Source organism: Arthrobacter sp. CDRTa11 (assembly GCF_026427775.1).
GTDB lineage: Bacteria > Actinomycetota > Actinomycetes > Actinomycetales > Micrococcaceae > Arthrobacter.
The window spans coordinates 1,326,487-1,348,982 of the sequence record NZ_CP044532.1; the positions used below are offsets into that span (position 1 = coordinate 1,326,487).

The following is a 22,496-nucleotide window of genomic DNA, read 5'->3' on the forward strand; positions in this document are numbered from 1 at the left end:
TGCTTTTCCCACAACGCCAGCCCCCGACGTCGGACGTTGACTTAGGCGCGTCCGCGCCGGATTTGCTGTGGTTACGGGTGTGCGGAAGCGTCAGCGACGTCTCTTGGCCGGCGCACCATGGACGAGCGTCCGTATTCCGATACCCAGGACAAAAGCCGTGGCAAGGCCTACGAGGGCCCAGGAGATCAGATCCGAGCCGGAGACGCCGAGGGTTCCGAGCCATCTGATGCCGTAGTTCGCCGACGTTGACACCGGGAAGGTGAAGATCCAGAACGTCAGCGAAAACGGCAGGCAGGTGTACTGGGGGATCAGGACAACCTGCATCAGGATCATCATGAAGAGGATTCCCGTGAGGCCCAGCTGGATGATGCCGGAACCGTCCGGGCGGATGACGATCCAGGCTACGCAGGCGGTGGCGGGGGCGGCCAGGTATCCGGCCAGGACGGGCTTGAGGTCGTCCGGCATTTCAATCCCGGCCATGAAACGGACGGTGACTACAGTCCCGATCATCAGCCAGAAAAATCCACCGGTTCCCCAGGCAGCGACAGCCACCTGGGGCCAACCCATGGTGGAGAAGCCGATGCTGGCGATGAACGGACCTGCAGCAACCGGCAGCAGGTAACCGGGGTGGACCCACTCCAGGGTCACTCCGCCGGTTACCCAGAGGGCCAGAAGCCTGGCTCCGAGGAGCGTGAGGGCGATGATGAAGAACAGGCACAGCGCGGACCAGAACACCTTGTTGTATTCGATGTAGTGGCTGCTCAGGAGGATGCCCACCAGGGGAATGAACGATGCCGACGGGCCGGTTCCGGGGTGTCTCAGTTCTTTGTCGAAGTGCCCCTTGGTCCTGGACCGGAAACTTTTGGCGAGGTACCAGACAAGCAGGACGGACCAGATGGCGGCACTGATCCCGTAGAAGACTTCAGCCGGCCACGCCGGGGCGTGAAGAGTCACACGGGCCGCCTGCCAGGCGCCCCCCAACCCGGTGATGCCCAGCGGAATGGCAAACAGGTTGAAGGGGTGCATCGAAGGCTTGGGCGAACGTTCGGCCAGGACATCGGGCCGGACAACTGCTTCCGAGGCCGGCGCGGCCGGCTCCATCGTGGCCGCCTGGCGGCTGGTCAACTGAGCAGTTTCAGCGCCGCACCCCACAACGCGCCGGGGTTGATCCGGCCAGGGTGCAGGGCAAGCATTGCCGAGAAGAACTCCTCCGGCGTCGGCTTTTCGGCCAGGAGCTTCGACGCGTCCTGCAGGTAGCTGCGGGTCTCCTGGATCTGTCCGGGGAGATCGGGCAATGCGGGGTTCTTGTGCCCGGCCACCACGAACTTTGGCTCCAGGCTCTCAGCGATGTCCAGCGCCCGCAGCCAAGATTCGAGGCCGCCGTTCTCCGATTCAGTCAGGTAGGGGTGGACCCCGTTGTAGACCGCGTCCCCAGCTACCAGGAGCCCGATGGATGGAACGAACAGCATGGTGGTGTTGTCAGTATCGGTGTGGCCCACTTCAACAATCCGCAGTTCATGACCCTCGAGTTCGAACGACCCGCTCTCCACTGGCTGGGTCACCGTGGTGGTGGGCGGAATCTGGTCCGGGAAAATCGAGTCCCAGAACGAGGAGCGGAACCCGGGGGAGCCGTGCATTTCCATCTCCTGGAGCGTGCCCGGGGTTGCCAGCACTTTCACACCCGGAAACCGCTCCACCAGCGGGCCCGCGCCGAACCAGTGGTCACCGTGGCCGTGGGTGATGTAGATGTGGCTGAGATTTTTCCCCGATGCCTCGATCCAGTCGCCCACCTTCTGTGTCTGTTCCACCGTCATGGGCGGGTCAACCAGCACCGCGTTCTCCCGTCCGGAGATCAGCGTTGCGGACAGCGGGGACCAGATGCGCGGGTCCCCGTTCGGGAGGGTCCCCCGTCCTGTTTGAGGCAGGGTGCCGGAGACGAAGACGTCGTAAGCCAGTTCGGTTGTGGGTGCCATAGTATGTGTCGCTTTCCCTGAAGTTTCGTGGTGGCTTAGAGGTGCTGCAAAAACCAGCCGAGGGCGGCGGAACTTGAGTCTTCAAAGTTCTCGACGTACGGCTCGAAATGGCCGCCCGGAAGCATCACCAGGGATTTAGGCTCCTGGGCCTGTTCGTAGGCTTCCAGGGCCAGGTCCGTGCCGGTCAGTTCATCATCCTCGGCCACGATGAAGAGCAATGGCTTCGGCGACACCCGTGAAGCCCAGACTCCCGGCTCGTAGAGGCGCGCTGCCCGCGTGGACTGCAACGTGACGGTGTTGTCCCAGCCAAATTCTTCCGGGCCGGGCTGTGTATAGAAGGCGACGGCGGACGGCAGCCGGTACGCGGCACGCTGGCTTGGGTCGCTGCTCACCACAGCGATCATCCGGGGTGCCTTGCCCGCGGCCTGGTCCCGTTCGTCGTCGACGAAGGACTGTTCCAGCGCCGTCCTGGCATCGCCCACCGCGCGCCGGGAACCGGCCACATGGCCGTTGATGGCGGGCACCTGGGAGACCACTGCCTTCAGCCGGGGTTCGGTTGCTCCCAGAACCAGGGCGTGCCCGCCGGAGTAGCTGGACCCCCACAGGCCGATGCGGGAGGCGTCTACCTCGGGCCTGCCCTCAAGGTAGGTAACCGCCCGGCGCCAGTCCTTGATCTGCTGCCAGGGATTGATGTCGTGGCGGAGTTCGCCCTCGCTGGCGCCGAAATTCCGGTGGTCGTGGACCAGGACCACAAATCCGTTGTCGGCAAAGCGGGAGGCATATGCATCCAGTCGGTGGGCGCGTGTGCCCGCATAGCCGTGGGCCATGGTGATGGCCGGATGCGGCCCTGGCCCATCCGGAATGTAGAGCCAAGCACGAAGCTTGATGTCTCCCTCGGCGGTGAATTCAACATCCAGTCGTTCTGCCATGAGTCTCTCTTTTCTCTCCAGCACTCGCGGCCGGGTAGGTGTGGAACCGCGGGAGCCACGCCGCGCGCCGCGGGAAAAATTGGAACGGATCAGTTGCGTGGTGCTTGAAGGGCCTGCGTCCCGGTTTCCAGCCAGAAAACCCAGCCTTTGCGGGTACAAGGTGTGAAATAAGCGTACAGCGTTAGACTATGTCTTGCAACGCTTTTAGGCGTATGCTCCTCTCACGGCCGCGGGCCGGCCACCCATTCCAGATCTTCTTCACGCATGCGCAACGAAAGGCAGAACGATGGCAGGCAGCTTCATTTATGACGGGATCCGTACCCCCTTCGGAAAATTCGGGAAGTCATTGGCGGGCATCCGCCCCGACGATTTGTCTTCACATGTGATCCGCGAGGTGGTGGGCAGGCAGCCGGGGCTCGAAACGTACAGGATTGATGAGGTGATTCTGGGCAACGCCAACGGTGCGGGGGAAGATAACCGCAATGTGGCGCGCATGGCTGCGCTGCTGGCCGGGCTTCCGACGTCGGTGCCTGGCGTCACGGTCAATCGGCTGTGCGGTTCCGGCCTGGAGGCTGCCATCCAGGCGAGCCGGGCGGTGGAAATTGGAGATGCCAGCCTGGTTGTAGCCGGCGGCGTCGAATCCATGAGCAGGGCGCCCTGGATCCTCGCAAAACCAGAGCGGGCCTTTCCTGCCGGCCCCGAAACCCTGCACAGTTCGACGGTGGGCTGGCGCATGGTCAACCCCAGGATGAACGAGGCATGGACCATCTCCAATGGCGAAACGGCGGAAAACCTCGCCGACAAGTTCAGCATCTCAAGGACGGAACAAGACCAGTTTGCCGTGCGTAGCCACCGGTTAGCCGCCAAGGCCTGGTCCGAGGGAATCTACGACGACGAGGTGGTGCCTCACCCCGATTCGCAGCTCCTCACCGACGAGGGTGTCCGCCCCGCCACCTCTGAGGAAGCCCTTGCCGGCCTGGTTCCGGCATTCCGTGCCGGCGGTTCCGTCACTGCAGGCAATTCGTCTCCGCTCAATGACGGTGCAGCAGCCATGCTCATCGGCCGGGAGGGCGCCCTGGACACGGAACCCCTGGCGCGCATCGTTTCACGTGGAGTGGCCGGCAACGATCCGGACATCTTCGGCATTGCGCCAGTGGAGGCTGCCAACCAGGCCCTGGCCCGGGCGGGGAAGACCTGGGCAGACGTGGATGTTGTGGAGCTCAATGAGGCCTTCGCGGCCCAAAGCCTGGCATGCCTGCGGCTGTGGCCTGACCTGGATCCGGAGAAGGTGAATATCCATGGCGGCGCGCTGGCCTTGGGACACCCGCTGGGCGCGTCCGGCTCCCGCGTTCTGATCCACCTGGCGCGGGAGCTGAAACGCCGCGGGGGAGGGGTTGGAGTTGCCGCTATTTGCATCGGGGTGGGGCAGGGCCTCGCTGTTGTTCTGGAGCGCTAAGGGAATTCTGACAAGACCTCTTGAATGACATAGGTAAAATAGGTACGCTTACTTCAGCTGATTAATCAAAGCTCTAACACTTCCACCACCGCGGGCCGCGCCGATGCAGCCTCAGGTCGCGTTTCCTCTTCGGAACGCCCCCACATACTGACAGGGAAAGATACAGGCCCTCAATGATCATCAACAGTGCAGATCTCGACGCCGTCGACTCCTACAAGCTCCTCATCGGGAGCATCATTCCCCGGGCCATTGCTTGGGTGAGCACCATCTCCGAAGACGGAGTGGCCAACCTCGCCCCCATTTCCTTCTTCACGGCGGTGGGACGAAAGCCGCCCATGGTCTCCATCTCGCTGCAGCCACGCTCAGACGGCAGGACCCTCAAGGACACGTTCGTCAACATCCGCGACACGGGAAACTTTGTGGTCAACGTGGCCACGCTTCCACAGGCCCACGCCCTGCACTCCTCCGCCTTCGAATTCCCCTCGGGAATCGACGAGTTTGAAGCGGTGGGGCTTGAAAAGGAGGCGTCACAGGCCGTGTCAGCACCCAGGATTAAAGACGCGCCCATCGCGATGGAATGCATCGTCAACCGCATCATTCCCGTGGGCGATATGAACGATCACGTCGTCTGGGGCGAAGTTGTCCGGTTCCACGTCAAGGACGAGCTGTACCTGGACCGGGGCCGGATTGATACCGCAGCGGTCACCGCCGTGGGCCGGCTGGCGGCTGAATACACCCTGGTTGAAAACGTGTTCACCACACCCCTTGAGGAGGACCTCCTCAAGTCCAAGCACAAGCAGCGCATGGCACGGCTGGACGGTCAGCCGGATGACTGGTCACCCATCAATACGGCAGCCTGGTCGGCGTCCGGTTCCACCCTCACCAAGGAGCAGTAAATGAGCACTGTAATGGAGCAGTTGCAGGAGCAGGATCCTTCTCTCACAACGACGGGCAGCGGCGATGTGGCCGTGCTCTTCATCCACGGTTTCCTGGACGATCAGAGTGTCTGGGACGACGTCGTCTCCGAACTCGCCACCGCGGACGCCCAACTGCTGAGGCTGGACCTGGCAGGGATGGGGGACCGGAGCGGTGACGCGGGCCCCTACAGTCTGGAGCGGTACGCCGACGACGTCGATCGCGTCGTTGCCGGGCTGGACAAGCCCGTGGTACTCGTCGCGCAAAGCATGGGCACGCTCGTGGCCGAGCTGGTTGGTGTCCGCCACCCGGACAAGGTGCTGGGCGCAGTATTCCTAACGCCCGTGCCGTTGGCAGGGACACACCTTCCGGAGGAAGCTGTGGGTTCCTTCCGGCATCTTGGTGGGGATGTAGAAGCGCAGCGCGGCGTCCGGATGTACCTGGGCGGCGGGCTGAATGAATCCGGGCTGGATAAGCTCACCTCCATAGGCAGCCGCATCCGCCCGGAAGTTGTGACCCACCTTGTTGACTGCTGGAACGAGGGGATTCCGGGCGCCCCTGAGAAGAGTGAATTTAGCTCACCTGTGCTAATAATCCGCGGTGAAGCCGACGGGTTCGCCACCGCCGACCTGGTGTCCGCAGCGGTCACCCCACGGTTCCAGCACGTGAAGGAGGAAGTACTCAGCGGTGCGGGCCACTGGCCGCACGTCCAGCAGCCCCAGAATGTGGCCGGACTCATCGGCCGGTTCCTCAACGAACTTTCGGAAGGATCTGCCAGTGCGCCTGACGCAGCCGGCGCCCAAGGCTGGATCAACGCCTTTGCCAGCAAGTCCGCGGACGACTTTGGCGAGGCCTTCCACCGCGACGTTGTCCTTGAGGCTTCTGTCCTCAGGTCTCCGATCACCGGCCGGGAGAACGTCAAAACGGCGATGAGCGCAGCCAGCTCCGTCTACGAGTCCCTGGAGTTCACGCACCAAACCGCTAATGGTGCACGCACCTATCTTGAGTGGCAGGCGACGGCGTTCGGCGGACTCAAGCTCTACGGAGTCACCATCCTCACCAAGGACGAGAACGGTCAGATCGTCTCAGCCGCCATCCACCACCGGCCGCTTGACGCGGCGCTCCGCTTTTCGGCTGAACTCGGTAAGCGGATCGGGAAGACCGTGGGCGAATCCCGTTTCTACTCCGCGGACTGAATCGTGCGGCACTCAGCCGGAACACAACTTTTTCCACAACGAAAGGGCCTAAGCCAATGACCCACCTGACGTTCACTGTCCAGGACCAGATTGCCACGATCGTCCTGGACAATCCGCCCCAGAACCGAATCGACCTTCAGATGGCGGACGAGCTTTCCGAAGCCGTCACCGCCATCGGCAGCAGTGACGCCCGTGTGGTGATCATCCGATCTGAAGGCCCGGACTTCAGCTTCGGAGGTGACATCATGACGTGGCCAGGGGCCGAAACGCGGGAGCTGCGTGCCTTGTTTGAGCGCTACATGTCAGTCTTCAACCAGCTTGAATTGCTGCCGATGCCGGTCATTGCCGAAGTCCAGGGCCTTTGCTTTGGAGGCGGATTTGAACTCGCCCTGCGGGCCGACCTCATCTTTGCCGCAGAGTCAGCGGAGTTCGGGCATCCCGAGCAGACTCTTGGCATCGTTACCCTCCTGGGCGGCATCTACCGGGTGGCAGAAAGGGCGGGCAAGGCACGGGCAGCGGAATGGGCCATGACCTCGGAGAAAGTGCCGGCGTCGGAAATGAGCCGCGCCGGAGTAGTGAACCGGGTGGTTTCCGATGACAAGCTCCGCGAGGAAGTCTTGGCTTTTGCGCAGCGAATCGCCACCGGCGCCACTCGGGCCTACGCCGCGCACAAGGCGCTGCTGCGGACCTGGTCGCTGGGCGGCGTCGCTGCGGCAGACCAGGCCATGTTTGATATCGCCATGCCCTTGTTTGAGCGCGAAGACACCCAGGTGGGGCTCAACTCGGCAGTGGAAGCCCTGAAAGCCGGACGGCCACGGCCCGTGTTGGAATTTCAAGGACGCTGAAGGCCTTTAAGCTAGTGGTTGGCCAAGTGCCCTAAAAGTTGGCGAAAGAGGATGCAGTGAGCGACTGGAAAGCGACGCGGCGCTATGACATGGAAAGTGCTCCTGGCGGGCTCGGTTTTGTGCATGACCTGCTCAACACAAAATCCGCCGGAAAGCCGCGACGGTCCGATCTACTGCTTGACCTTGGGCCCGCCCAGGCCTGGGTGGATGCGGGGCTCCAACAGTGGGCACTGGCAACCGGCAGGCGCTATGTCGACGTCAAACTCACGGAACGCGACCTCGAACATCTGCGGTACTTCCGTGATGAACTTGCCGGCACGCTCAACGCCGAAGGCGACCCTGCCGCCGTCGTCAGTTCCGACGTCGACGCCCTGCCCACAGTCTGGACAACCGCCACGTCCTTGAAGCTCAAATCCAATGGAACGGTCCAGGCAGAACCGCAGGGAGCGGGAGCCGGGCACATTGAATCCCTGGCCATGACAGAGATTTTCCAGGCCCAGCTCGCAGGAACCTGGCACCGGCTCAAACTCTGCCGCAGCGAAAAATGCAGGGTTGCGTTCTTTGACCGTTCACGCAACAACAGCGGCGTGTGGCATGACGTAAAAATCTGCGGCAACCCGGCGAACCTTCGGGCGCACCGGGCGCGAAAACATGAATCAAAGCTCGTGAATTGACCCGTTCCTGTTCGTGGATGAACAGGTTGGCAGGGGGAGGTCTTTTCGCTGACGGGCTATTAATCCCATCAAAGGACCTCAATGCACGCTTTACCTCCAGACAATTCTGACCGAATCGCAGAGTACGCACATTCCGACAGGCTGGTCACGGCCGAATGGCTTGTGCAGCACAGGGCCGACCCCAGGCTGGTCATCGTGGAGTCGGACGAGGATCCGCTGCTTTATCAAGTGGGCCATATACCGTCGGCCGTGAAAATTGATTGGCATACAGACCTGAACGACCAGGTGATGCGCGACTATTTGACGGGCCAGGAATTGCCAACCTGATGACGTCCCGCGGTATTTCACGGGACAGCACCGTGGTCATTTATGGTGACAAGCACAACTGGTGGGCGGCCTACACCTTGTGGGTGTTCAGGCTGTTTGGCCATCCTGACGTCCGCTTGCTCGACGGCGGGCGTGAGAAGTGGATTTCCGAAGGGCGTCCCCTCGAGACTGCGCCTGCGCCGGCCAGGAGCGCAGCGCCGTATCCGGTGGTCACGCGGGACGACACGTCCATCCGGGCGTTTAAGAATGACGTCCAGGAACACATCGGCCTGCCCCTGATAGACATCCGCAGCCCTGAGGAATTCACGGGTGAGCGCACGTCAATTCCCGATTACCCGCAGGAGGGGGTCCTCCGCGGCGGGCATATCCCCGGGGCGCGCAATGTCCCGTGGGCGCGGGCTGTTTCCGACGACGGGACTTTCCGGCCGCGGAGCGAACTCGAGGATATCTACTTCAACGAAGTCGGACTGCAGGCCGACGATGAAGTCATCACCTACTGCCGCATTGGCGAGCGTTCAAGCCATTCGTGGTTTGCGCTGACTTTCCTGCTGGGCATGGACAGGGTGAGGAATTACGACGGCTCCTGGACCGAATGGGGCAACGCTGTTCGGGCTCCCATAGCTGTAGGTAGTTCCTGACTCGGTGCCCGCACTAGCGGGCTGTATGGCGGAGATGTTCCTATAGACAAGTGTTCGGGTCGTCTGGCGGCGCAAGTGGTGCCGGAGGACCCGCCTCTTGTGCTGGCTGAATGGCTCGTACCGCAAGAGTACGTTTCGATGGTGACCCGATTTCATCCGATGTACGGTGCCATACTCGATCAGATTTCTGCGTTGGCCAACCGGTCAGCAAGCCATGTTGAGCGCTTCGAGGGCTACGTCTACCATCTGGTTCACACGCGGATCGAACTCCTCGCGGGGCGATGCGGGTGGTAGCGCCACCGCCATCGCTATTTGCCGGGAGCCATCGGCACTGGTCAGGGCAACGGTCCCGTATCCCGGAACGTCCCCAACATGGCCGAGATAGTTGCTATCGGAGCAGGCATCACCGAAAAGAGTGAGACCCAAGCCATAATCCTCGTACTTTGAAGAGTGCATTTCTTTTACGGTTTCGGCCTTCACTAATTTTCCCTGCACAAGTGCGGCCGTAAAAGTGTTGAGGTCTGCGACCGTAGAAATCACTCCGCTGTCAGCGTTACCGATGTCGTGTGCGGGGAGTGTTGTGTCAACACGTTCGCCTCCCAGGAGTACGTATCCATGGGCCATCTTCTGTGGAGCAGATTCCGCGCGCGTCATGAGGGTATCCTGCAACCCCAGTGGTTCTGCAACCTCAGCATCGAGGACATCTCCTATGCCCTGGCCGCGCAGCCGCTCTACCAAGAGGCCCAAGACAGCATAGTTCGAGTTTGAGTAGCTGAACTCGCTAACTGGCTCCCCGACGGGTGTGTCCGCCCGTGTTCCCCAAGGGACGGTCGCCGCGACCGCCAAGCGCTCCTCATGGGACATGCGTTTGGCCAGAACCTCGCGCATCGGTGTGGACTTCAGCAGGATCTCCCAATAACTGGGCATTCCAGACCGATGGTTCAGCAGGCTGCGCACGCTCACGGCATCGGGGGCGTTGATGACGTCGCGCAGTTCCGGAAGATACTGCGTAATCGGTTCGTCCAGCCGGATCTTACCCTCATCGACCAGCTTCATGACCGAAACTGCCACCATCGACATCGTGACGTCGCCGATATGGACCTGATCCGTCAGCTGCGCCGGCTCCTGGTTCTCAAGGCTCCGGAAGCCGACCGCCTTGGACCATTCCCCCAGCCGCGAATTCATCTGGATGTGGACCGACGGGGCTCCGAGAGCAACCACATCCTCGGTGTACTTCTCCAGAACGGAGGCGAAGGCCGGCGGCGGCGAGGATTGTTCTGCCGGGGACTGCCGGTCAGGCGGATCCGGCGCGGCCGTGCAGCCTCCGATTGAGGACAAGAACATGGCTGCAGTGGCGACGATCGCAACGCGGATCGAGATCAGACTGTTGAAAGCTGTCTGCATTTTATGTCCCTTCAGCAGGCCGGTCCCCACCTGGACTTCGAGAGACGGCCAGCTGCACCGGCACTTTTGATGTTCCTCGTAGCTTCGAGCAGCGTCAAGATCACACTGGCTTTGGCGATATAACATTCAGTGCTCTGCGCCCGACAGGTCTCGCTTGAGGCTGTAGTAGATTTCGCGGGCGATGAAGCGTTTGAGGCAGCGGATTGCATCGGCGGATGAATGGCCCTGGGCTCGTTTTCGATCACGGTAGGCCTTGGTTCGGGGATCATAGCGCAGGCGGCAGATGGCGATGAGGTAGATGACCCGGTTCGCTTGCCGGTTGCCTCCCCGGTGTAGCCTCATGCGATGTGATTTCCCCGAAGAAACCGGGATTGGTGCGACGCCACAGAGGCGGGCGAAGGCGGCTTCGTTGCGGAATCGGTCGAAGTTTTCGCCCGCGCTAATGAGCAGTTGGGCTACGCTGACCGGTCCGACCTGTGGGAGGGCGAGTGTGTTGGGTGCGACTGCGCTGACCAGACGGAGCAGGTGCTTATCGATGTCGTTGATTTGGTTAGTCAGTTCGTAGACGCGGCGGCCCAGCTCGCGGAGGGCATATTTCACGGCGTGTTCGGGTTCATGGATCCGCTTTGGGTTTGGCCGCAGGCTTCTGGCTTGGGTTGCTTTGCCCTCAAGGGTCTTGGCATTCAGGCGTGCCCTGAGGTCGCCAGGGGCTGTGAGTAGGATGTCGCGCAGCTGGACGAAGGCGGCGCTGCGGGCTTTGATCGCTGAATCCCTGACTAGGTGCAGGTTCCGGATTGCTTCCACTGTTCCTGTGGTGTCTTTTGCCGGGGCGGAGCATTCTCCGGAGAGAACCTTGCGGGCGGCTGCTTCTGCATCGACGGCATCGGTCTTCCCCACCCTGTTTTTGACTTGGATATGGCTGTGGTTCACCTCGACGACGTCGATTCCGGCGGCGAGAATGTACCTCGTAAGCCCGGCGCCGTAGGAGCCGGTGCATTCGATGCCGAACACGTTGATAATGCCGAAACCGGAGGCCCAGTCCAGCAGTTGCCGGTAGCCATCCAGGTCGGCGGCGAATCGTTCGTCCCCAAGGAATCGGCCGTCCTGGTCCACCGCGGCTGCATGATGCATTAAGGAGTGGGTGTCCACACCGATCGTGATGGTCCTGATGGGCTGGGTCATTACTAGCGTCATGCTCACTCATTCCTGTCGATGCTGGGAAGGCGAGCACGGTCGACCGGGCCGGGCGGACAGAGCATTGAAGAGCTAAGCTGCACGTTCCTATCAAGTCACTACCCCGTCCGGCCCGGTCGCCCATAATGAGTGGCAGGGAAGTGGAGCCGACAGATCTCCACGGAGACAGAATCCGGAACGGCCTCGGATCGTCACGCAGCGGGTAGGTCAGGAACCTCTCCCCTGCCACTTGCCCCTATTCTCCTCAGTGCCCAGCGGGAGTCGTATGCTCATGTCTAAGTCATGCGTGCGGCTGAATCGATGGAGGTTCGCAGGATGAACGATGTGGACGTCGTCGTCGTGGGCGCAGGCCTGGCCGGCCTGAGTGCAGCCCGCAAACTGGTTCAGGCCGGGAGGACAGTTGCAGTGCTGGAGGCGCGTGACCGGGTGGCCGGCCGCACACTGGGAGGCTTTCTCAGCAACGGGGTGCCGGTGGAGATGGGCGGCCAATGGGTGGGCCCCACACAGGACGTGGTGCTCGGGCTCATCGAGGAACTGGGCCTCAAGACCTTCCCCACCTTCGATGGGGGCGACGCCCTGACCGTTTTCGACGGCAACGTGGTCCGGTACGCCGACGAGACCTTCGGCCTTCCGCCGGAGTCGGCGATGGAGGTTGGCCGGCTCTGGGAGGACCTGGAGATCCTGGCCTCCACGGTTGCGCTTGAGGCGCCGTGGGAAACTGACGGCGCGAAGGACCTGGACCGGCAGACGCTGGACGGGTGGCTGGCTGCCAACACCGAAGACAGCATTGCGCTGCGGTTCTTCCGCCTGGTGGTGCCTGTCCTGTTCTCCGCCGAGTCCCCGGAGCTTTCCCTCCTGCACTTCCTCTTTTACATCAAGTCCGGCACCAGCCTTGAGGCACTGATGACGATCACAGGGGGTGCCCAGGAGAGCCGCGTTCTGGGAGGCACCCACCAAATCTCGGAGCGGATGGCTGCCGAACTGGGCGACTGGGTCCGGCTCAATGCCGTGGTCCGGACCATCCGCCAGGATGAGACGGGCATCCTTGTCGAATACGAAGGCGGCAGTGTCACGGCCCAGCACGTCGTCGTCGCCATACCGCAGACGCTGGCCGGACGGTTGCGCTACGTCCCGCCGCTGCCCGCGCTGCGCGACGGGCTCACCCAGCAGATGCCGGCCGGGTCAGTCATCAAGGTCCAGGTCGGTTTCGACGCACCGTTCTGGCGCGAGGACGGAAGGAGCGGAACGGTACTCAGCCTCGATGACGCCTTCAGCGTGGTCCTGGACAACAGCCCGGACGACGGCTCCTGCGGGGTGCTGGTCGGCTTCCTCGAGGGCGCCCACGCCCGCACCGCGAGCCTGATGAGCGCAGCCGAGCGCCGCGAACTGGTTATCGCCGCGCTGGTGAAATACTTCGGCCCGCAGGCGGCGCACCCCTTCGACGTCGTCGAGCAGGACTGGAGCGCTGAAGAGTTCACCCGCGGCTGCTACGGTGGGCGGCTCGGCGCGGGCGCCTGGACCCAGTACGGCCCGGCCCTCGCTGCGCCGGTGGGCCGGATCCACTGGGCGGGCTCGGAAACCTCCACGGTCTGGAACGGCTACATGGACGGTGCAATCCGTTCCGGGCGCCGGGCCGCCGACGAGATCCTCAAGGAACTCCTGTAGGCAGCGTCCTTCTCCGGCCGGGCAGCTTGGACACTCCCGGGGCCGGCACTACCGGCACTCACACGTTTAGACTCAGCCCAGCGTGCCGCTGTGCCAGGAACGCCGTCAACGCAGGGTTGCCAATCTCGCTCGCCAGCCATGGCACGGCCTGCGCTGCTGCCTCGTCGCCGAGCACGGCCCGGTGCGACTGCGCCCGCACCACGAACTCCCGCATGCCGCTCCGGCTCGCCAACTCGGCCAGCCGCTCAACGAACTCCGACGCACGCGGAGACCTGCTGGCGATGGCAACTTCCGCCGCGGTATCCAGCAGCCGGGCCGAGTACCAGAGGTACCAGGGCTTCGGTTCCAGGCCCCGGTCGATCCAGTGCTCGGCCGCTGCCAGGTCGCCGTGCGCCAGGAACAGGTGTGCTTCGGCGCCTGCCGCCAGGGCCATGTAACAGTGGTCGCCTGCCTGGTCCGCCATCACCCAGGACCGGTCAATCAGGGCTGCGGCTTCCTCAAGCTGCCCCGCGGCAAGATAGGTCTCGCCGCGCACCCCATCGGCGAACGGCTCGAACACCGTCCAGTGTTCCTCCGCTATCCACTCCAGCGCCCTGTCCAGTGAGCCGGCCGCCAGCTCCAGTTCCCCGCAAAGCAGCCGCACCCGGCCCAGAAGGGCCTCGCTGAACGCCTGCTGCCGGCGGTTCCGGACAGCCCTGGCAAGCCTTCCGGACTGGGTCAGTGCGGCCACCGCGTCCTGGTACCGCGCCGTGTCCGAGGCCAGCATGCCCTCGATGGCAAGAACTCTGGCCTGCTCGTCAGGGAATCCTTCGGCAGCCTGCATTGCCCGGCCCAGCCAGCCTGCCGCACGGTCCGGGACGCCCCGCTGTACGGACAGGTAGCCCAGTTCGCGGTAGGCAGCAGCGGCAGTCCGGGAGGCGCCGTCGGACTCTTCCGCCTGCAGCGCCCGGTGCAGGAAGTCCGCCACCTCGGCGCCCCGGCCGCCCGCCTGGTGGATGAGCGCCCCGGCGAGCGTCACCAGGGACTCGGCCAGCAGATGCGGCTCGTTCATGCGCTGGGCCAGCACCACCGCGAGCCGCAGCTGATCGAGCGCCCGGTCCACGGCGCCGGCCGAGAGCGACGCGCCGCCGGCGTCAAGATAGGACCGCACCGTCGCCATAGTGGCCGGCATCCCAGGGTCCGCCACCGGGGCCGCGCCCGACAGGGCCCGCCGGACTTCCGACGGCAGCGGCAGGCCAAGCTCCTCCCGGTACAGCTTCCCGCATCTGGTGACGTGTTCACGGGCCCTGCGGTGCTCACCCAGGGCCACCAGCGCCTTGACCAGGACGGCGTTGCAGTCCGCATGGAACGGATCGCGCTGCAGCGCCAGCGTGGCCAGCTCCGCCGCGCCGCCCGGATCGCCCGACGCCAATGCGGCCAGCGCGGCCTCGTAGAGCAGGGACTGGACACAGTTATCGAGCCGGTAACGCTGCTCCGCCAGCCAGGAATCGAAGACGGGGCAGTCATCGAAGGACAGCCCCTCCAGCAGCTGGCCGCTGAACCTGCGCGGGTCAAGGCCGGGGTGAGCTGCCGAGTCCAGTACCTCCAGCGCGTCGCAGCGCCACGGCGGCTGTATGTCCAGCCGCAGGGGATCGCCGGTGACCCTCACGCCGGCGAGGGTCCGGCGCAGCTCTGACAGGTTCCAGCGCAGGGCGCCGAGCGGGTCCGCCGCATCCGGAAACAGCAGCGACGCCATGCGGGAACGGGTCCCGTCCGCCTGAAGGGCGAGGTAGGCCAGCACGGCCCAGGCCTTGCGGCCCCTGGGCTGCGGGGGCGTTGCGCCGGGGGACTCGATCGCGGGCGGACCGAGGAGCCGAATCCAATTCTCGGCCATACGGATCATGGTACGCCGCAGCAATGCCGGCGTCAGCAGAGCTCACACGGTTGCTCACACGCCGGCTGGAGACACTGAAATCACCCAATCCGCAACACTCACTCGAGGTGCATTTTCATGGAACTGCTCGGCATCCTGCTACTTGGACTCTGGGTTCTCAGCGCCGCTGTTCGCGCCATCGTGAACGACGGCCGTGGCCACACGCCCAGCGTCCGGTCCACCGCGCCGTGGACGGCAGGCAACCTTCCCAGCGCTCCCTACTCTGCTGGCTGAGTCAGTCTCGACACGCTCAACCGCTGAGGAAGGTACGACGGCGGGGCGGCTGGCAGCATGTGCCGGCCGCCCCGCCCTCAAGCAGCCATGCGGCATCGCGCAGTATGAGCGTCGTCGGGCACCAGAAGTCCTTCGTCCCAGGTCAAACCCTCGGCCCAAGTGGGATACTAAGCCATGGTTTCTTCCTCTGGCGGGGACTCTCCCGGTGTGGTGGCAGTGGTCGGCGCGACTGGGCGGCAGGGATCGTCTGTGGTCCGGCATCTCCTCAACGACGGATGGCAGGTGCGTGCCCTCACCCGGAATCCATCCAGTGACGCTTCACAGGCGCTGCTCGCGCTCGGCGCCGACATCCAGAAGGTGGACACCGAGGATCCTGGCTCCCTTCGGACGCCGTTCCAGGGGGCCTACGGGCTCTTCAACGTCCAGAATCCGCAGACAATTGGGTTCGATGCTGAAGTGCGGCAGGGCCGCAACGTGGCGGAGGCCGCAGCTGAAGCCGGCATACGCCACGTGGTGTACGGCGCGGCAGGCGTAGGAGACCAAGCGACGGGCGTTGGCTCCTGGGACTCGAAGCTGGTCATCGCCCAGCGCTTCCGCGAACTGGGCCTGCCGCTCACGGTGCTGCGGCCCATGGCCTTCATGGAGCTGATGACGGACAAAGGCTATTACCCGCAGTTTTCCACCTGGCACCTGATGCCGAAGCTGATGGGCCCGTCCCGGCCGGTCGGCTGGCTGTCCGTTGACGATCTGGGTGCCATCGCCGCCCGGATGTTCGCCGATCCCGAACGGTGGAGCGGTGCAGTGCTGGGACTGGCATCTGACGTGCGGTCAATAGACGAGTGCCGCACCATGTGGCAGGAACGGACCGGGCGAAGGCCACGTGGGTTACCGATGCCGGAGAAGCTCTTTGAACGGTTCGTGGGAAAGGACCTCACCACAATGTGGCGGTGGCTGCGGACCGGGCAGTTCGACATGGGCACCCAGGCGACGCTCGACATTCTGCCGGAGGCTCGGACCGTTAGGGAATGGCTGGCGCCACAGGGCAAATAGCGGGGTGGGGGCGGCAGGACAGCCGCCGCCCCGCCGTCGTCACGGCGGGATTGGCAGCACGGCATGCACCCGGCCGCCCCGGGGGGTGCACTCGGCGGAGAGCGTGCCGCGGAGCTCCGCAGCCCGCTCGCGCATAGAGGCGATGCCGACGCCGGGCTGCCACGGCGTACCGGTGCTCCCGTCGTCGGTGATCTCGATCTCGAGGGCCTCCTCACAGAGTGTGAGGCTGACCGTCGCGTTAGTCGAGGTGGAGTGCCTGGCCACGTTGGTCAGCGCCTCGACGACGATGCGGTAGGCCGCCACCTCGACGGCGGCGGGCAGCGCCTGCAGCCTGTCTGCGCGCAGATCGACTCGCAGTGGTGTCCCGTTAGGAGTGCGCAGGGCAAGTGCCTGCTGCCGCAGGGCGGTGACGAGGCCGAGCTCGTCGAGCGCAGGTGGCCGCATCGCGTAGACCAGCCCCCGGATGTCCTCGAGCGCGGTCACTGTCTCCTGGCGCAGGGTCCGCAGCAGGTCCTCTGCCCCGGTAGGGTCGGTGCGCAGGGTGTTACGCAAGGCATCCGACGTGAACGCGATACCAGACAGCCGGGCGCCGAGGCCGTCGTGCAGGTCGCGGCGCAGCCGACGGCGTTCCTCCTCGATTGCGGTGATGGCCTGGCCGCGTGACTCCCGCAGCTCGTCGGCCAATGCCCGGGCGCGCAGGGTCTGGGCCAGCAGCGGCGCCACCAGGCTGAGCACGTGGCTGTCACCCGGGGGCAGCGTCAGGTCACCGGGCCGCAGCCCCACCGCGAGCTCCCCGTGCCGGTCCGGGCCCAGGGCGAGCGGGAGCGTCCTGGTGTGGGTGACCGCTGCCCCGGACTCGGCGACCGTCTTTCCGTCCAGGCGGAGCGCACAGTACGGGAGGACCAGTGCCTCGCGAATCGCCCGCAGTGCGAGCACCGGGTCGTCACCGATGTGGCCGACTACCTGGGTGGCCGCCCCCAGCGGGTCCGGACGCGCGCCGAAAAGGAGCACGTCCACAACGGCCCGCAGAACCACCTGCAGCGGATGGAACGTTGTGGCCGCGACGGCGCCGATGATGGCCAATGTGCCCGGAGGCGGGACGCGGCCGCCCAGGATCTCGACTAGCGACTCGACGGTCATGAAGAGGGCCACGTAGCCGACCACCGCGGTCACGAAAACCACGAACCGCACCATCAGGCCCCTGACATCGACCACCTCGGGCCGGCGGACCCCGACGTACAGGGCGGGTGCGACGGTGCTCATGGCGAGGTAGGCGATGACCTCCCCGACCGGACCGGGCTGCAGGAATGGGCTGATGAACATGGTTATCACCACCAGTGAACCCGCGAGCGCCATCCACTTGAGTGCCCACCGGTCGCGGTCCGGGGCACGTTCGATCTTCCACCAGGTGTGCGCGATCAGGGCACAGCCGATGACCAGGAGCATCGTGGTGACAGCTGCGTCGCTCTCTGCCCAGACCACCGCCAGGACCCCCGAACCTCCGATCACCACCAGTGAGACGAAGTCCACCGGGTGGCGCCAGGTGAGCGCCGGGTACGCGGTCAATGCGAGCGGCGCCAGCAACGCGCCGCCGATGATGAACGTCAGGCGCGGTGCGTAGCCTCCCCGTGTCGCTTCCAGAACGGCCCCCGAGATGATGGCCAGTCCTGCGAATACCATGAGCACGGCGCTCGGCCGGACCCGCCGCACGCCGAGCAACGCCAACCCGCTGACGGCCGCGCTCACGCCAAGGACGGCCAGCGCGAGCAGTGCAGGATAAGCGGTCACGTGCCGAGTCCGCCTTCACGGGCGCGGATGATCGCGGCGGCCCGGTCAAGCACCTCGAGCTTGGCGAAGATGCTGGTCAGGTGATTGCTGACCGTCTTGGGGGAGAGGAACAGCGCCTCGGCGATCGCCGTCGTACGCCGTCCGGATGCCAGCAGATCGAGGATCTCGCGCTCGCGTGCGGTCAGCTCCGGGAAGGGGGCGGGCCGTGGCGCGGGTGGTGCAGTGAAGTAGCCCAGTATGCGTGCCGCCACGCCCGGCCCGAAGATCGCCTGCCCGGTGACCACCGCGCGGATGGCGGCGACGATCTCCTCCTGCCCGGCCCCCTTGAGCAGGTAGCCGCGGGCTCCGGCCTGCATTGCGGTGAAGACGGTCGCGTCGTCGTCGTACATGGTCAGCATGAGCACGGCCGTTTCCGGCACCGCGGCACGGATCCGGCGGGTGGCCTCCACGCCGTCGAGACCGGGCATCCGGACGTCCATGAGTACGACGTCGGGCCGCAGGAGTTGGGCCTCCCGTACGGCGGTCTCGCCGTCGCCTGCCTCGCCGGCCACCTCGAGTCCCTCCAGGGTTTCGATCAGCGCCCGGAGCCCGCCGCGGACGACAGGATGGTCGTCCGCGATCAGCACCCTGAGGTTCATGAACCCATTATGGGCGCGTACGCTCCCGGTTGATCCGGGAACTTCCTCCCTTTCGCCGGGAACCGCGGGAAAATGGACGGGGAGGCCGTCCCTCGCGGAGGGAAGCGGCGCGGGCGGACAGTGGAGTTGTCCGCTTCATCCACCCATCCGAGGAGCAATCATGAAAACCACATCGAAACGGCAGAAGGTCGGCCTCCTTCTGGCCGGCTTCTACAGCGCGCTGAACGTCGTGGGCGTGCTGTTCCCTCCTCCGGAAGGCCAGGTTGGCCCGCCCATCGGCATCCTCATCATTGACAGCGTGCTCGGCCTGGTTGGCCTGGTCGCCGTGATCATCACGTGGCGTACCGGCAACCGCGCCGCGCTCCGCGTCGCGGCCGGTGCGATCATCATCATGACCCTCACAGCACTGCCGGCGTTCTTCGTCGACGTGCCTGCAGTGATCAAGCTGCTGGTTGGCGTGTTCGTGCTGCTCACGATCGCGGCCGTCGTACTCATGTTCTCACCTGGGCGCCGCACGACGCCGGTCCTGGACTGAGCCTGATCGCAGTCCTCGCGGTCCTTATCCGCCTTCGTGGCCGGCCATTCCTCCGCCCGCGAAGGCGGATCGGCGCTGTTGCAATTCGCCGGACTGGTTCCCATGCGCAAGCTTTCCGGCGACACTAGTCGGCGGGGCCCAGGTACTTCCTGGCCGTCGCCACCTTCATGTACAACCTCAAGGGGCTGCCGCCAGTTGAAGCAAACCCGTGCCGTTCGTACCACCCGACCAACCCGGCGTTGTCCGCGTCGACGACGATGATCTGGCCGCCGCCCACCTCGGAGGCGCTGATTATTCTTTCCAAGGCTGCTCGCAGTAGTTGCGAGCCCCACTGATGGGCCTTGTCGCCACGCCTGGTGCGGTCGAGTGCCAACTTGGCCAGGAGCCAGCCCGGTGCGCTGCGCAGCACTTTTCGTTGGAGTAGCTTCGGCATGTCATCGCGGACTACGAGAGTTGGGCAAATCGCGAAGTATCCAACAACGCGCTCCTGGGCATCTGGCGCCGCCTCCAGAAGCAGGTAGACCATGCTGGCTCCGGCATCAACCGCCTGCATTCCATGATCGGTTAGCCATTGGTTGTACGCGGGCTCACCGCAGTCAAAAGCCCCCAGGTCATACCCGGGGGCCAGTTTGGCGATGCGGAAAGACGAGACGCTCATCGGCCGATTAGCCGGGGGAGCCTGGCCAGTTCCGCCAGTTCCGCGGACTCATCGGGACTGTCGAGGGAGGCCATCATGAGGTCAAACACCTCGGGCGCCATGAGAGTCATATCCGCCCGCGAGACCACCTTTTGTGCAGCCTGTCGTGCCGCGTCAGCCACGAACGCGGACTTGGTCACGTGAAGCAGTTCGGCGGCTTCCGTTATTAGGGCGTCGGTGCTCTCGTCGGTGCGCAATTCAAGCCGACGTGATTTGGTGTTGGGCATAGTGTGAACCTCCGCTCCCGACTGTACGGCATTTGTACGGTTGTCGGTAGGGCTAACCGAAGGGCCCCTACTCGCGGGAGTTCAGGGCGTCGAACTGCTCCTGCCAGAGGGACAGTTCGCGGTCCATGTACTGCCTGCGCGCCGGGGTCCATTTGGGCCAGATGTCGGAGGTGACCTCGGCTGCCGCCCGGTGGGGGATCTGGGGTACTTTCGCCCGCTGGGGGAGCGGGGCTGCTTTCGGCCTACGCGGGACGGGGGCTGCTTTCGGCCTTGAGCCGACAGCGGGCTGTGGGCCAGCGAGCCAGAGTTTGGGGTCCATGAGCCAGAGCGCCAGTTTGCACACGCACCAGACGATGCCGGCGAGGACGAGAACGCCAAGAAGGAAGGCAACGTATAGTAGCCAACCCATTGCAAGGAAGACCAACATGGTCCATTTTACCCACCCAAACCTCGTTTTTGGGTTGTCACGGGATGGATTGACCGGGTTGCCGATCCCCATTGACCCAATCGGCCCCCGGCAGTTCATTGTTTTGCAGAAGAACTAATGGGCGCGGCCCTAGACAGGGCTCATAGTCTCTGAAGGTGCGCCGGAAATGGGGCGCTCGCCGCTGGGGGCGGTCGCGTAGGCGGCGGCCTTTAAGCAGCCGTAGAGCGACGAGAAGAGCCCACCCTTGCTTTCTCCCTGGGTGGGCTCTTCGTGGGCTGAGGATTCCATTTTGCCGGCCACTGAGGCCGTTGTGCGGGCGAAAGTTGCCTCTTATAATTCCGCCATAAGGCCCTATTTCATAGGGAGGAACGGGCAATGAAGCTCAGAGTTCTCTTTGCGGCCGCGGCCGTTGCGATAGCTTCGCTCTCCGGTTGCGGAGGTTCAAACACAGTTACACCCGGCCCTACGCCACTGCCTACCGGAGCCGGCCCTACGGCACCGCCCACCGGAGCAGGGCCCGAACCCACGCAGAACCCACAGGTGAAGACCTCCGGCGCCTTCGGCGACACGATCACCTTTCCCAGCGCGATAGCTGTAAGAGTCCCGCCGGGCAAGGCTGTACCTGCCAGCCAAACCGGTATGGGCGCCGTTGAGGGCAAGATCGTGGTTTTCGAGGTCGTCGTGACGAACGGCGGAACGGAGCCGATCAATGCCGTCGGCATGGGCACTCCGAAGGTTAGCTATGGCGCTCAAGGCATCCAGGCTCAGTACGCTTTCGACTCGCAGGCGTTGGGCGGGACTGGCGGCTCTTTCTCAACGATTCTGCCAGGCGAGACGCAGACAGTGACGATGGCTTATGGCATCCCGGCGGCGGGCTTCGGCGACGTGCGGATGGAGGTCCACTCGGCGAATTACTCTGATCCACCGGCGATCTTCAAGGGCGCGGTTCAGTAATCATTTCCGCCCGCTAGGTACGTCTCCAATCGGTCGATTCCCGCCAGCCGCTCCAGGACACAGGCCTTGCCGAGGCCAGGGTAGACAGCCATGATCGCGGTATGCCGAGCCCACGAGCGTTCTATCGTTGCCGCTGGCTGCGTGAGCGGCGGCGTAATGGCACGCCGCGCGTCCAAGGCTTCGGACGGCGTACTGGGCGGCGCGGCAAGCGCCAGGGCGGGAGGTCGCCGGCGCGGTCCTTCGGGGTCACTGTTCTTGGCGCCGGCAACGGGAGGACCGGCCTTTTCCGGGCCACGTCAGCGGCTCCAACGGGAGCGTGCGGCCTTCCGGGCCTGCCGGGAGACTGAGGGGCGGACGCCGTTCTCGCCGGGCGCCTCTTCGTCGTCGAGGCGCAGGTCCAGGAGGCCCAGGAGGCGGACCAGGATAGCCCGTTGCTGCCGGGCCTCGGCGAGGAGCGGGGAGGGTCTGCCGTTCACGACGGGACCGGTCTCGCGGATCGCGTCTTCAATGATGCGTAGCGTGTCGACGGTCTCGGCGGCCTAGAGCAGGGCGGCCCGCTCGGGGATGGTGAGCTCGTACTCGGCGACGGCGGAGCGGTAGAGGGAAGCGCCGAAGGCGCCCAGGTGCGCCGGGACGTCGGCGCCGGCAGACTCGTCGCTGGACAGGATCGAAGGGATCCTGCTCCTGGCGCTCACTGCCGGCGTGGTGCTCCTGTCCTTTGCAGTGGGCGTGGGCGCCGCGGCGCTTCTGCTGCTGGCCGCCTATCACGCGTGGTTCCGGGACCGGCGTCGCGTCAGTCAACGTCCCGCAAGGGCGTA

Annotated in this window: 23 protein-coding genes and 1 pseudogene; 11 read left to right on the forward strand and 13 right to left on the reverse strand. The window is 64.6% G+C overall.

The features are described 5' to 3' along the window. Positions 1-90: 90 nt before the first annotated feature. Genes F8G81_RS06055 through F8G81_RS06065 form a run of 3 tightly spaced genes read right to left on the reverse strand, consistent with a single transcriptional unit; the run spans position 91 to position 2,902 of the window. A complete protein-coding gene (locus tag F8G81_RS06055) occupies positions 91-1,125 on the reverse strand; it encodes a TDT family transporter (RefSeq protein WP_267278107.1) in 1,035 nt (344 codons plus the stop codon). Next, positions 1,122-1,973 (reverse strand): MBL fold metallo-hydrolase, encoded by an 852-nt coding sequence (locus tag F8G81_RS06060; protein ID WP_267278108.1) that lies wholly within the window; start codon positions 1,971-1,973, stop codon positions 1,122-1,124. Before F8G81_RS06060 ends, F8G81_RS06055 begins: the two co-directional genes overlap by 4 nt. Before the next feature lie 35 nt (positions 1,974-2,008). Then, on the reverse strand, positions 2,009-2,902 hold the full coding sequence (locus tag F8G81_RS06065) for an alpha/beta hydrolase (RefSeq protein WP_267278109.1): 894 nt from the start codon (positions 2,900-2,902) through the stop codon (positions 2,009-2,011). A gap of 286 nt (positions 2,903-3,188) precedes the next feature. Here F8G81_RS06065 and F8G81_RS06070 point away from each other — a divergent pair, with 286 nt between their 5' ends. The 6 genes and pseudogenes from F8G81_RS06070 to F8G81_RS06095 all read left to right on the forward strand — a co-directional run bounded on the left by F8G81_RS06070 (position 3,189) and on the right by F8G81_RS06095 (position 8,953). Further along, positions 3,189-4,358, forward strand: a complete 1,170-nt coding sequence (locus F8G81_RS06070; RefSeq protein WP_267278110.1) for a thiolase family protein — start codon at positions 3,189-3,191, stop codon at positions 4,356-4,358. A 173-nt stretch (positions 4,359-4,531) separates the two neighbouring features. After that, entirely contained in the window at positions 4,532-5,254 is a 723-nt protein-coding gene (locus F8G81_RS06075; protein WP_267278111.1) for a flavin reductase family protein, read from the forward strand. Further along, the gene (locus F8G81_RS06080; RefSeq protein WP_267278112.1) at positions 5,255-6,469 is read left to right on the forward strand and encodes an alpha/beta fold hydrolase; all 1,215 of its coding nucleotides are present in this window, start codon (positions 5,255-5,257) and stop codon (positions 6,467-6,469) included. It begins immediately after the preceding gene. Positions 6,470-6,525: 56 nt separating this feature from the next. After that, positions 6,526-7,314, forward strand: coding sequence for an enoyl-CoA hydratase/isomerase family protein (locus F8G81_RS06085; RefSeq protein ID WP_267278113.1), 789 nt, complete (start codon positions 6,526-6,528; stop codon positions 7,312-7,314). A gap of 56 nt (positions 7,315-7,370) precedes the next feature. Further along, entirely contained in the window at positions 7,371-7,988 is a 618-nt protein-coding gene (locus F8G81_RS06090; RefSeq protein ID WP_267278114.1) for a CGNR zinc finger domain-containing protein, read from the forward strand. An 81-nt stretch (positions 7,989-8,069) separates the two neighbouring features. Continuing rightward, positions 8,070-8,953: pseudogene (locus tag F8G81_RS06095) on the forward strand (sulfurtransferase). Positions 8,954-9,157: 204 nt separating this feature from the next. Here F8G81_RS06095 and F8G81_RS06100 read toward each other — a convergent pair. Continuing rightward, complete coding sequence (locus tag F8G81_RS06100) at positions 9,158-10,357, reverse strand: serine hydrolase domain-containing protein (protein WP_267278115.1); 1,200 nt, start codon at positions 10,355-10,357, stop codon at positions 9,158-9,160. Positions 10,358-10,483: 126 nt separating this feature from the next. Beyond that, the gene (locus tag F8G81_RS06105; protein WP_267278116.1) at positions 10,484-11,551 is read right to left on the reverse strand and encodes an IS110 family transposase; all 1,068 of its coding nucleotides are present in this window, start codon (positions 11,549-11,551) and stop codon (positions 10,484-10,486) included. A gap of 315 nt (positions 11,552-11,866) precedes the next feature. On the opposite strand from F8G81_RS06105, the gene F8G81_RS06110 reads away from it, so the two are divergent. Further along, the gene (locus F8G81_RS06110) at positions 11,867-13,216 is read left to right on the forward strand and encodes a flavin monoamine oxidase family protein (RefSeq protein ID WP_267278117.1); all 1,350 of its coding nucleotides are present in this window, start codon (positions 11,867-11,869) and stop codon (positions 13,214-13,216) included. 58 nt (positions 13,217-13,274) lie between these two features. On the opposite strand, the gene F8G81_RS06115 is transcribed toward F8G81_RS06110, so the two are convergent. Then, positions 13,275-15,089, reverse strand: coding sequence for a tetratricopeptide repeat protein (locus F8G81_RS06115; protein WP_267278118.1), 1,815 nt, complete (start codon positions 15,087-15,089; stop codon positions 13,275-13,277). 117 nt (positions 15,090-15,206) lie between these two features. On the opposite strand from F8G81_RS06115, the gene F8G81_RS06120 reads away from it, so the two are divergent. Together F8G81_RS06120 and F8G81_RS06125 are read left to right on the forward strand one after the other, a co-directional pair. Further along, positions 15,207-15,362 (forward strand): hypothetical protein, encoded by a 156-nt coding sequence (locus tag F8G81_RS06120; protein ID WP_267278119.1) that lies wholly within the window; start codon positions 15,207-15,209, stop codon positions 15,360-15,362. Between the two features lie 174 nt (positions 15,363-15,536). Then, positions 15,537-16,412 (forward strand): NmrA/HSCARG family protein, encoded by an 876-nt coding sequence (locus F8G81_RS06125; RefSeq protein WP_267278120.1) that lies wholly within the window; start codon positions 15,537-15,539, stop codon positions 16,410-16,412. 39 nt (positions 16,413-16,451) lie between these two features. On the opposite strand, the gene F8G81_RS06130 is transcribed toward F8G81_RS06125, so the two are convergent. Further along, positions 16,452-18,200: a sensor histidine kinase gene (locus F8G81_RS06130; RefSeq protein WP_267278121.1), complete on the reverse strand. Its 1,749-nt coding sequence runs from the start codon at positions 18,198-18,200 to the stop codon at positions 16,452-16,454. Next, positions 18,197-18,838: a response regulator transcription factor gene (locus tag F8G81_RS06135; RefSeq protein ID WP_267278122.1), complete on the reverse strand. Its 642-nt coding sequence runs from the start codon at positions 18,836-18,838 to the stop codon at positions 18,197-18,199. The genes F8G81_RS06130 and F8G81_RS06135 overlap by 4 nt, the downstream gene beginning before the upstream one ends. A 160-nt stretch (positions 18,839-18,998) precedes the next feature. Between F8G81_RS06135 and F8G81_RS06140 the strand changes: the two genes are divergently transcribed. Continuing rightward, positions 18,999-19,373, forward strand: a complete 375-nt coding sequence (locus F8G81_RS06140; RefSeq protein ID WP_267278123.1) for a hypothetical protein — start codon at positions 18,999-19,001, stop codon at positions 19,371-19,373. Between the two features lie 124 nt (positions 19,374-19,497). On the opposite strand, the gene F8G81_RS06145 is transcribed toward F8G81_RS06140, so the two are convergent. The 3 genes from F8G81_RS06145 to F8G81_RS06155 all read right to left on the reverse strand — a co-directional run bounded on the left by F8G81_RS06145 (position 19,498) and on the right by F8G81_RS06155 (position 20,724). Then, positions 19,498-20,031, reverse strand: coding sequence for a hypothetical protein (locus tag F8G81_RS06145; protein WP_267278124.1), 534 nt, complete (start codon positions 20,029-20,031; stop codon positions 19,498-19,500). Continuing rightward, on the reverse strand, positions 20,028-20,297 hold the full coding sequence (locus F8G81_RS06150) for a DUF1778 domain-containing protein (protein ID WP_267278125.1): 270 nt from the start codon (positions 20,295-20,297) through the stop codon (positions 20,028-20,030). Before F8G81_RS06150 ends, F8G81_RS06145 begins: the two co-directional genes overlap by 4 nt. Positions 20,298-20,364: 67 nt before the next feature. Then, a complete protein-coding gene (locus F8G81_RS06155; protein ID WP_267278126.1) occupies positions 20,365-20,724 on the reverse strand; it encodes a hypothetical protein in 360 nt (119 codons plus the stop codon). A gap of 540 nt (positions 20,725-21,264) precedes the next feature. Between F8G81_RS06155 and F8G81_RS06160 the strand changes: the two genes are divergently transcribed. Further along, entirely contained in the window at positions 21,265-21,678 is a 414-nt protein-coding gene (locus F8G81_RS06160; RefSeq protein WP_267278127.1) for a hypothetical protein, read from the forward strand. Positions 21,679-21,974: 296 nt separating this feature from the next. On the opposite strand, the gene F8G81_RS06165 is transcribed toward F8G81_RS06160, so the two are convergent. Together F8G81_RS06165 and F8G81_RS06170 are read right to left on the reverse strand one after the other, a co-directional pair. Beyond that, entirely contained in the window at positions 21,975-22,154 is a 180-nt protein-coding gene (locus F8G81_RS06165) for a hypothetical protein (RefSeq protein ID WP_267278128.1), read from the reverse strand. A gap of 63 nt (positions 22,155-22,217) precedes the next feature. Beyond that, on the reverse strand, positions 22,218-22,373 hold the full coding sequence (locus tag F8G81_RS06170; RefSeq protein WP_267278129.1) for a hypothetical protein: 156 nt from the start codon (positions 22,371-22,373) through the stop codon (positions 22,218-22,220). Positions 22,374-22,496 lie beyond the last annotated feature (123 nt).

Bases quoted from the DNA above. Each gene is read 5' to 3' on its own strand.
- F8G81_RS06060 (WP_267278108.1), bottom strand. From the start codon at position 1,973: ATGGCACCCACAACCGAACTGGCTTACGACGTCTTCGTCTCCGGCACC.
- F8G81_RS06120 (WP_267278119.1), top strand. From the start codon at position 15,207: ATGGAACTGCTCGGCATCCTGCTACTTGGACTCTGGGTTCTCAGCGCC.
- F8G81_RS06085 (WP_267278113.1), top strand. From the start codon at position 6,526: ATGACCCACCTGACGTTCACTGTCCAGGACCAGATTGCCACGATCGTC.
- F8G81_RS06105 (WP_267278116.1), bottom strand. From the start codon at position 11,551: ATGACGCTAGTAATGACCCAGCCCATCAGGACCATCACGATCGGTGTG.
- F8G81_RS06135 (WP_267278122.1), bottom strand. From the start codon at position 18,838: ATGAACCTCAGGGTGCTGATCGCGGACGACCATCCTGTCGTCCGCGGC.
- F8G81_RS06145 (WP_267278124.1), bottom strand. From the start codon at position 20,031: ATGAGCGTCTCGTCTTTCCGCATCGCCAAACTGGCCCCCGGGTATGAC.
- F8G81_RS06110 (WP_267278117.1), top strand. From the start codon at position 11,867: ATGAACGATGTGGACGTCGTCGTCGTGGGCGCAGGCCTGGCCGGCCTG.
- F8G81_RS06140 (WP_267278123.1), top strand. From the start codon at position 18,999: ATGAAAACCACATCGAAACGGCAGAAGGTCGGCCTCCTTCTGGCCGGC.
- F8G81_RS06125 (WP_267278120.1), top strand. From the start codon at position 15,537: ATGGTTTCTTCCTCTGGCGGGGACTCTCCCGGTGTGGTGGCAGTGGTC.
- F8G81_RS06100 (WP_267278115.1), bottom strand. From the start codon at position 10,357: ATGCAGACAGCTTTCAACAGTCTGATCTCGATCCGCGTTGCGATCGTC.
- F8G81_RS06115 (WP_267278118.1), bottom strand. From the start codon at position 15,089: ATGGCCGAGAATTGGATTCGGCTCCTCGGTCCGCCCGCGATCGAGTCC.
- F8G81_RS06065 (WP_267278109.1), bottom strand. From the start codon at position 2,902: ATGGCAGAACGACTGGATGTTGAATTCACCGCCGAGGGAGACATCAAG.
- F8G81_RS06155 (WP_267278126.1), bottom strand. From the start codon at position 20,724: ATGTTGGTCTTCCTTGCAATGGGTTGGCTACTATACGTTGCCTTCCTT.
- F8G81_RS06070 (WP_267278110.1), top strand. From the start codon at position 3,189: ATGGCAGGCAGCTTCATTTATGACGGGATCCGTACCCCCTTCGGAAAA.
- F8G81_RS06080 (WP_267278112.1), top strand. From the start codon at position 5,255: ATGAGCACTGTAATGGAGCAGTTGCAGGAGCAGGATCCTTCTCTCACA.
- F8G81_RS06150 (WP_267278125.1), bottom strand. From the start codon at position 20,297: ATGCCCAACACCAAATCACGTCGGCTTGAATTGCGCACCGACGAGAGC.
- F8G81_RS06075 (WP_267278111.1), top strand. From the start codon at position 4,532: ATGATCATCAACAGTGCAGATCTCGACGCCGTCGACTCCTACAAGCTC.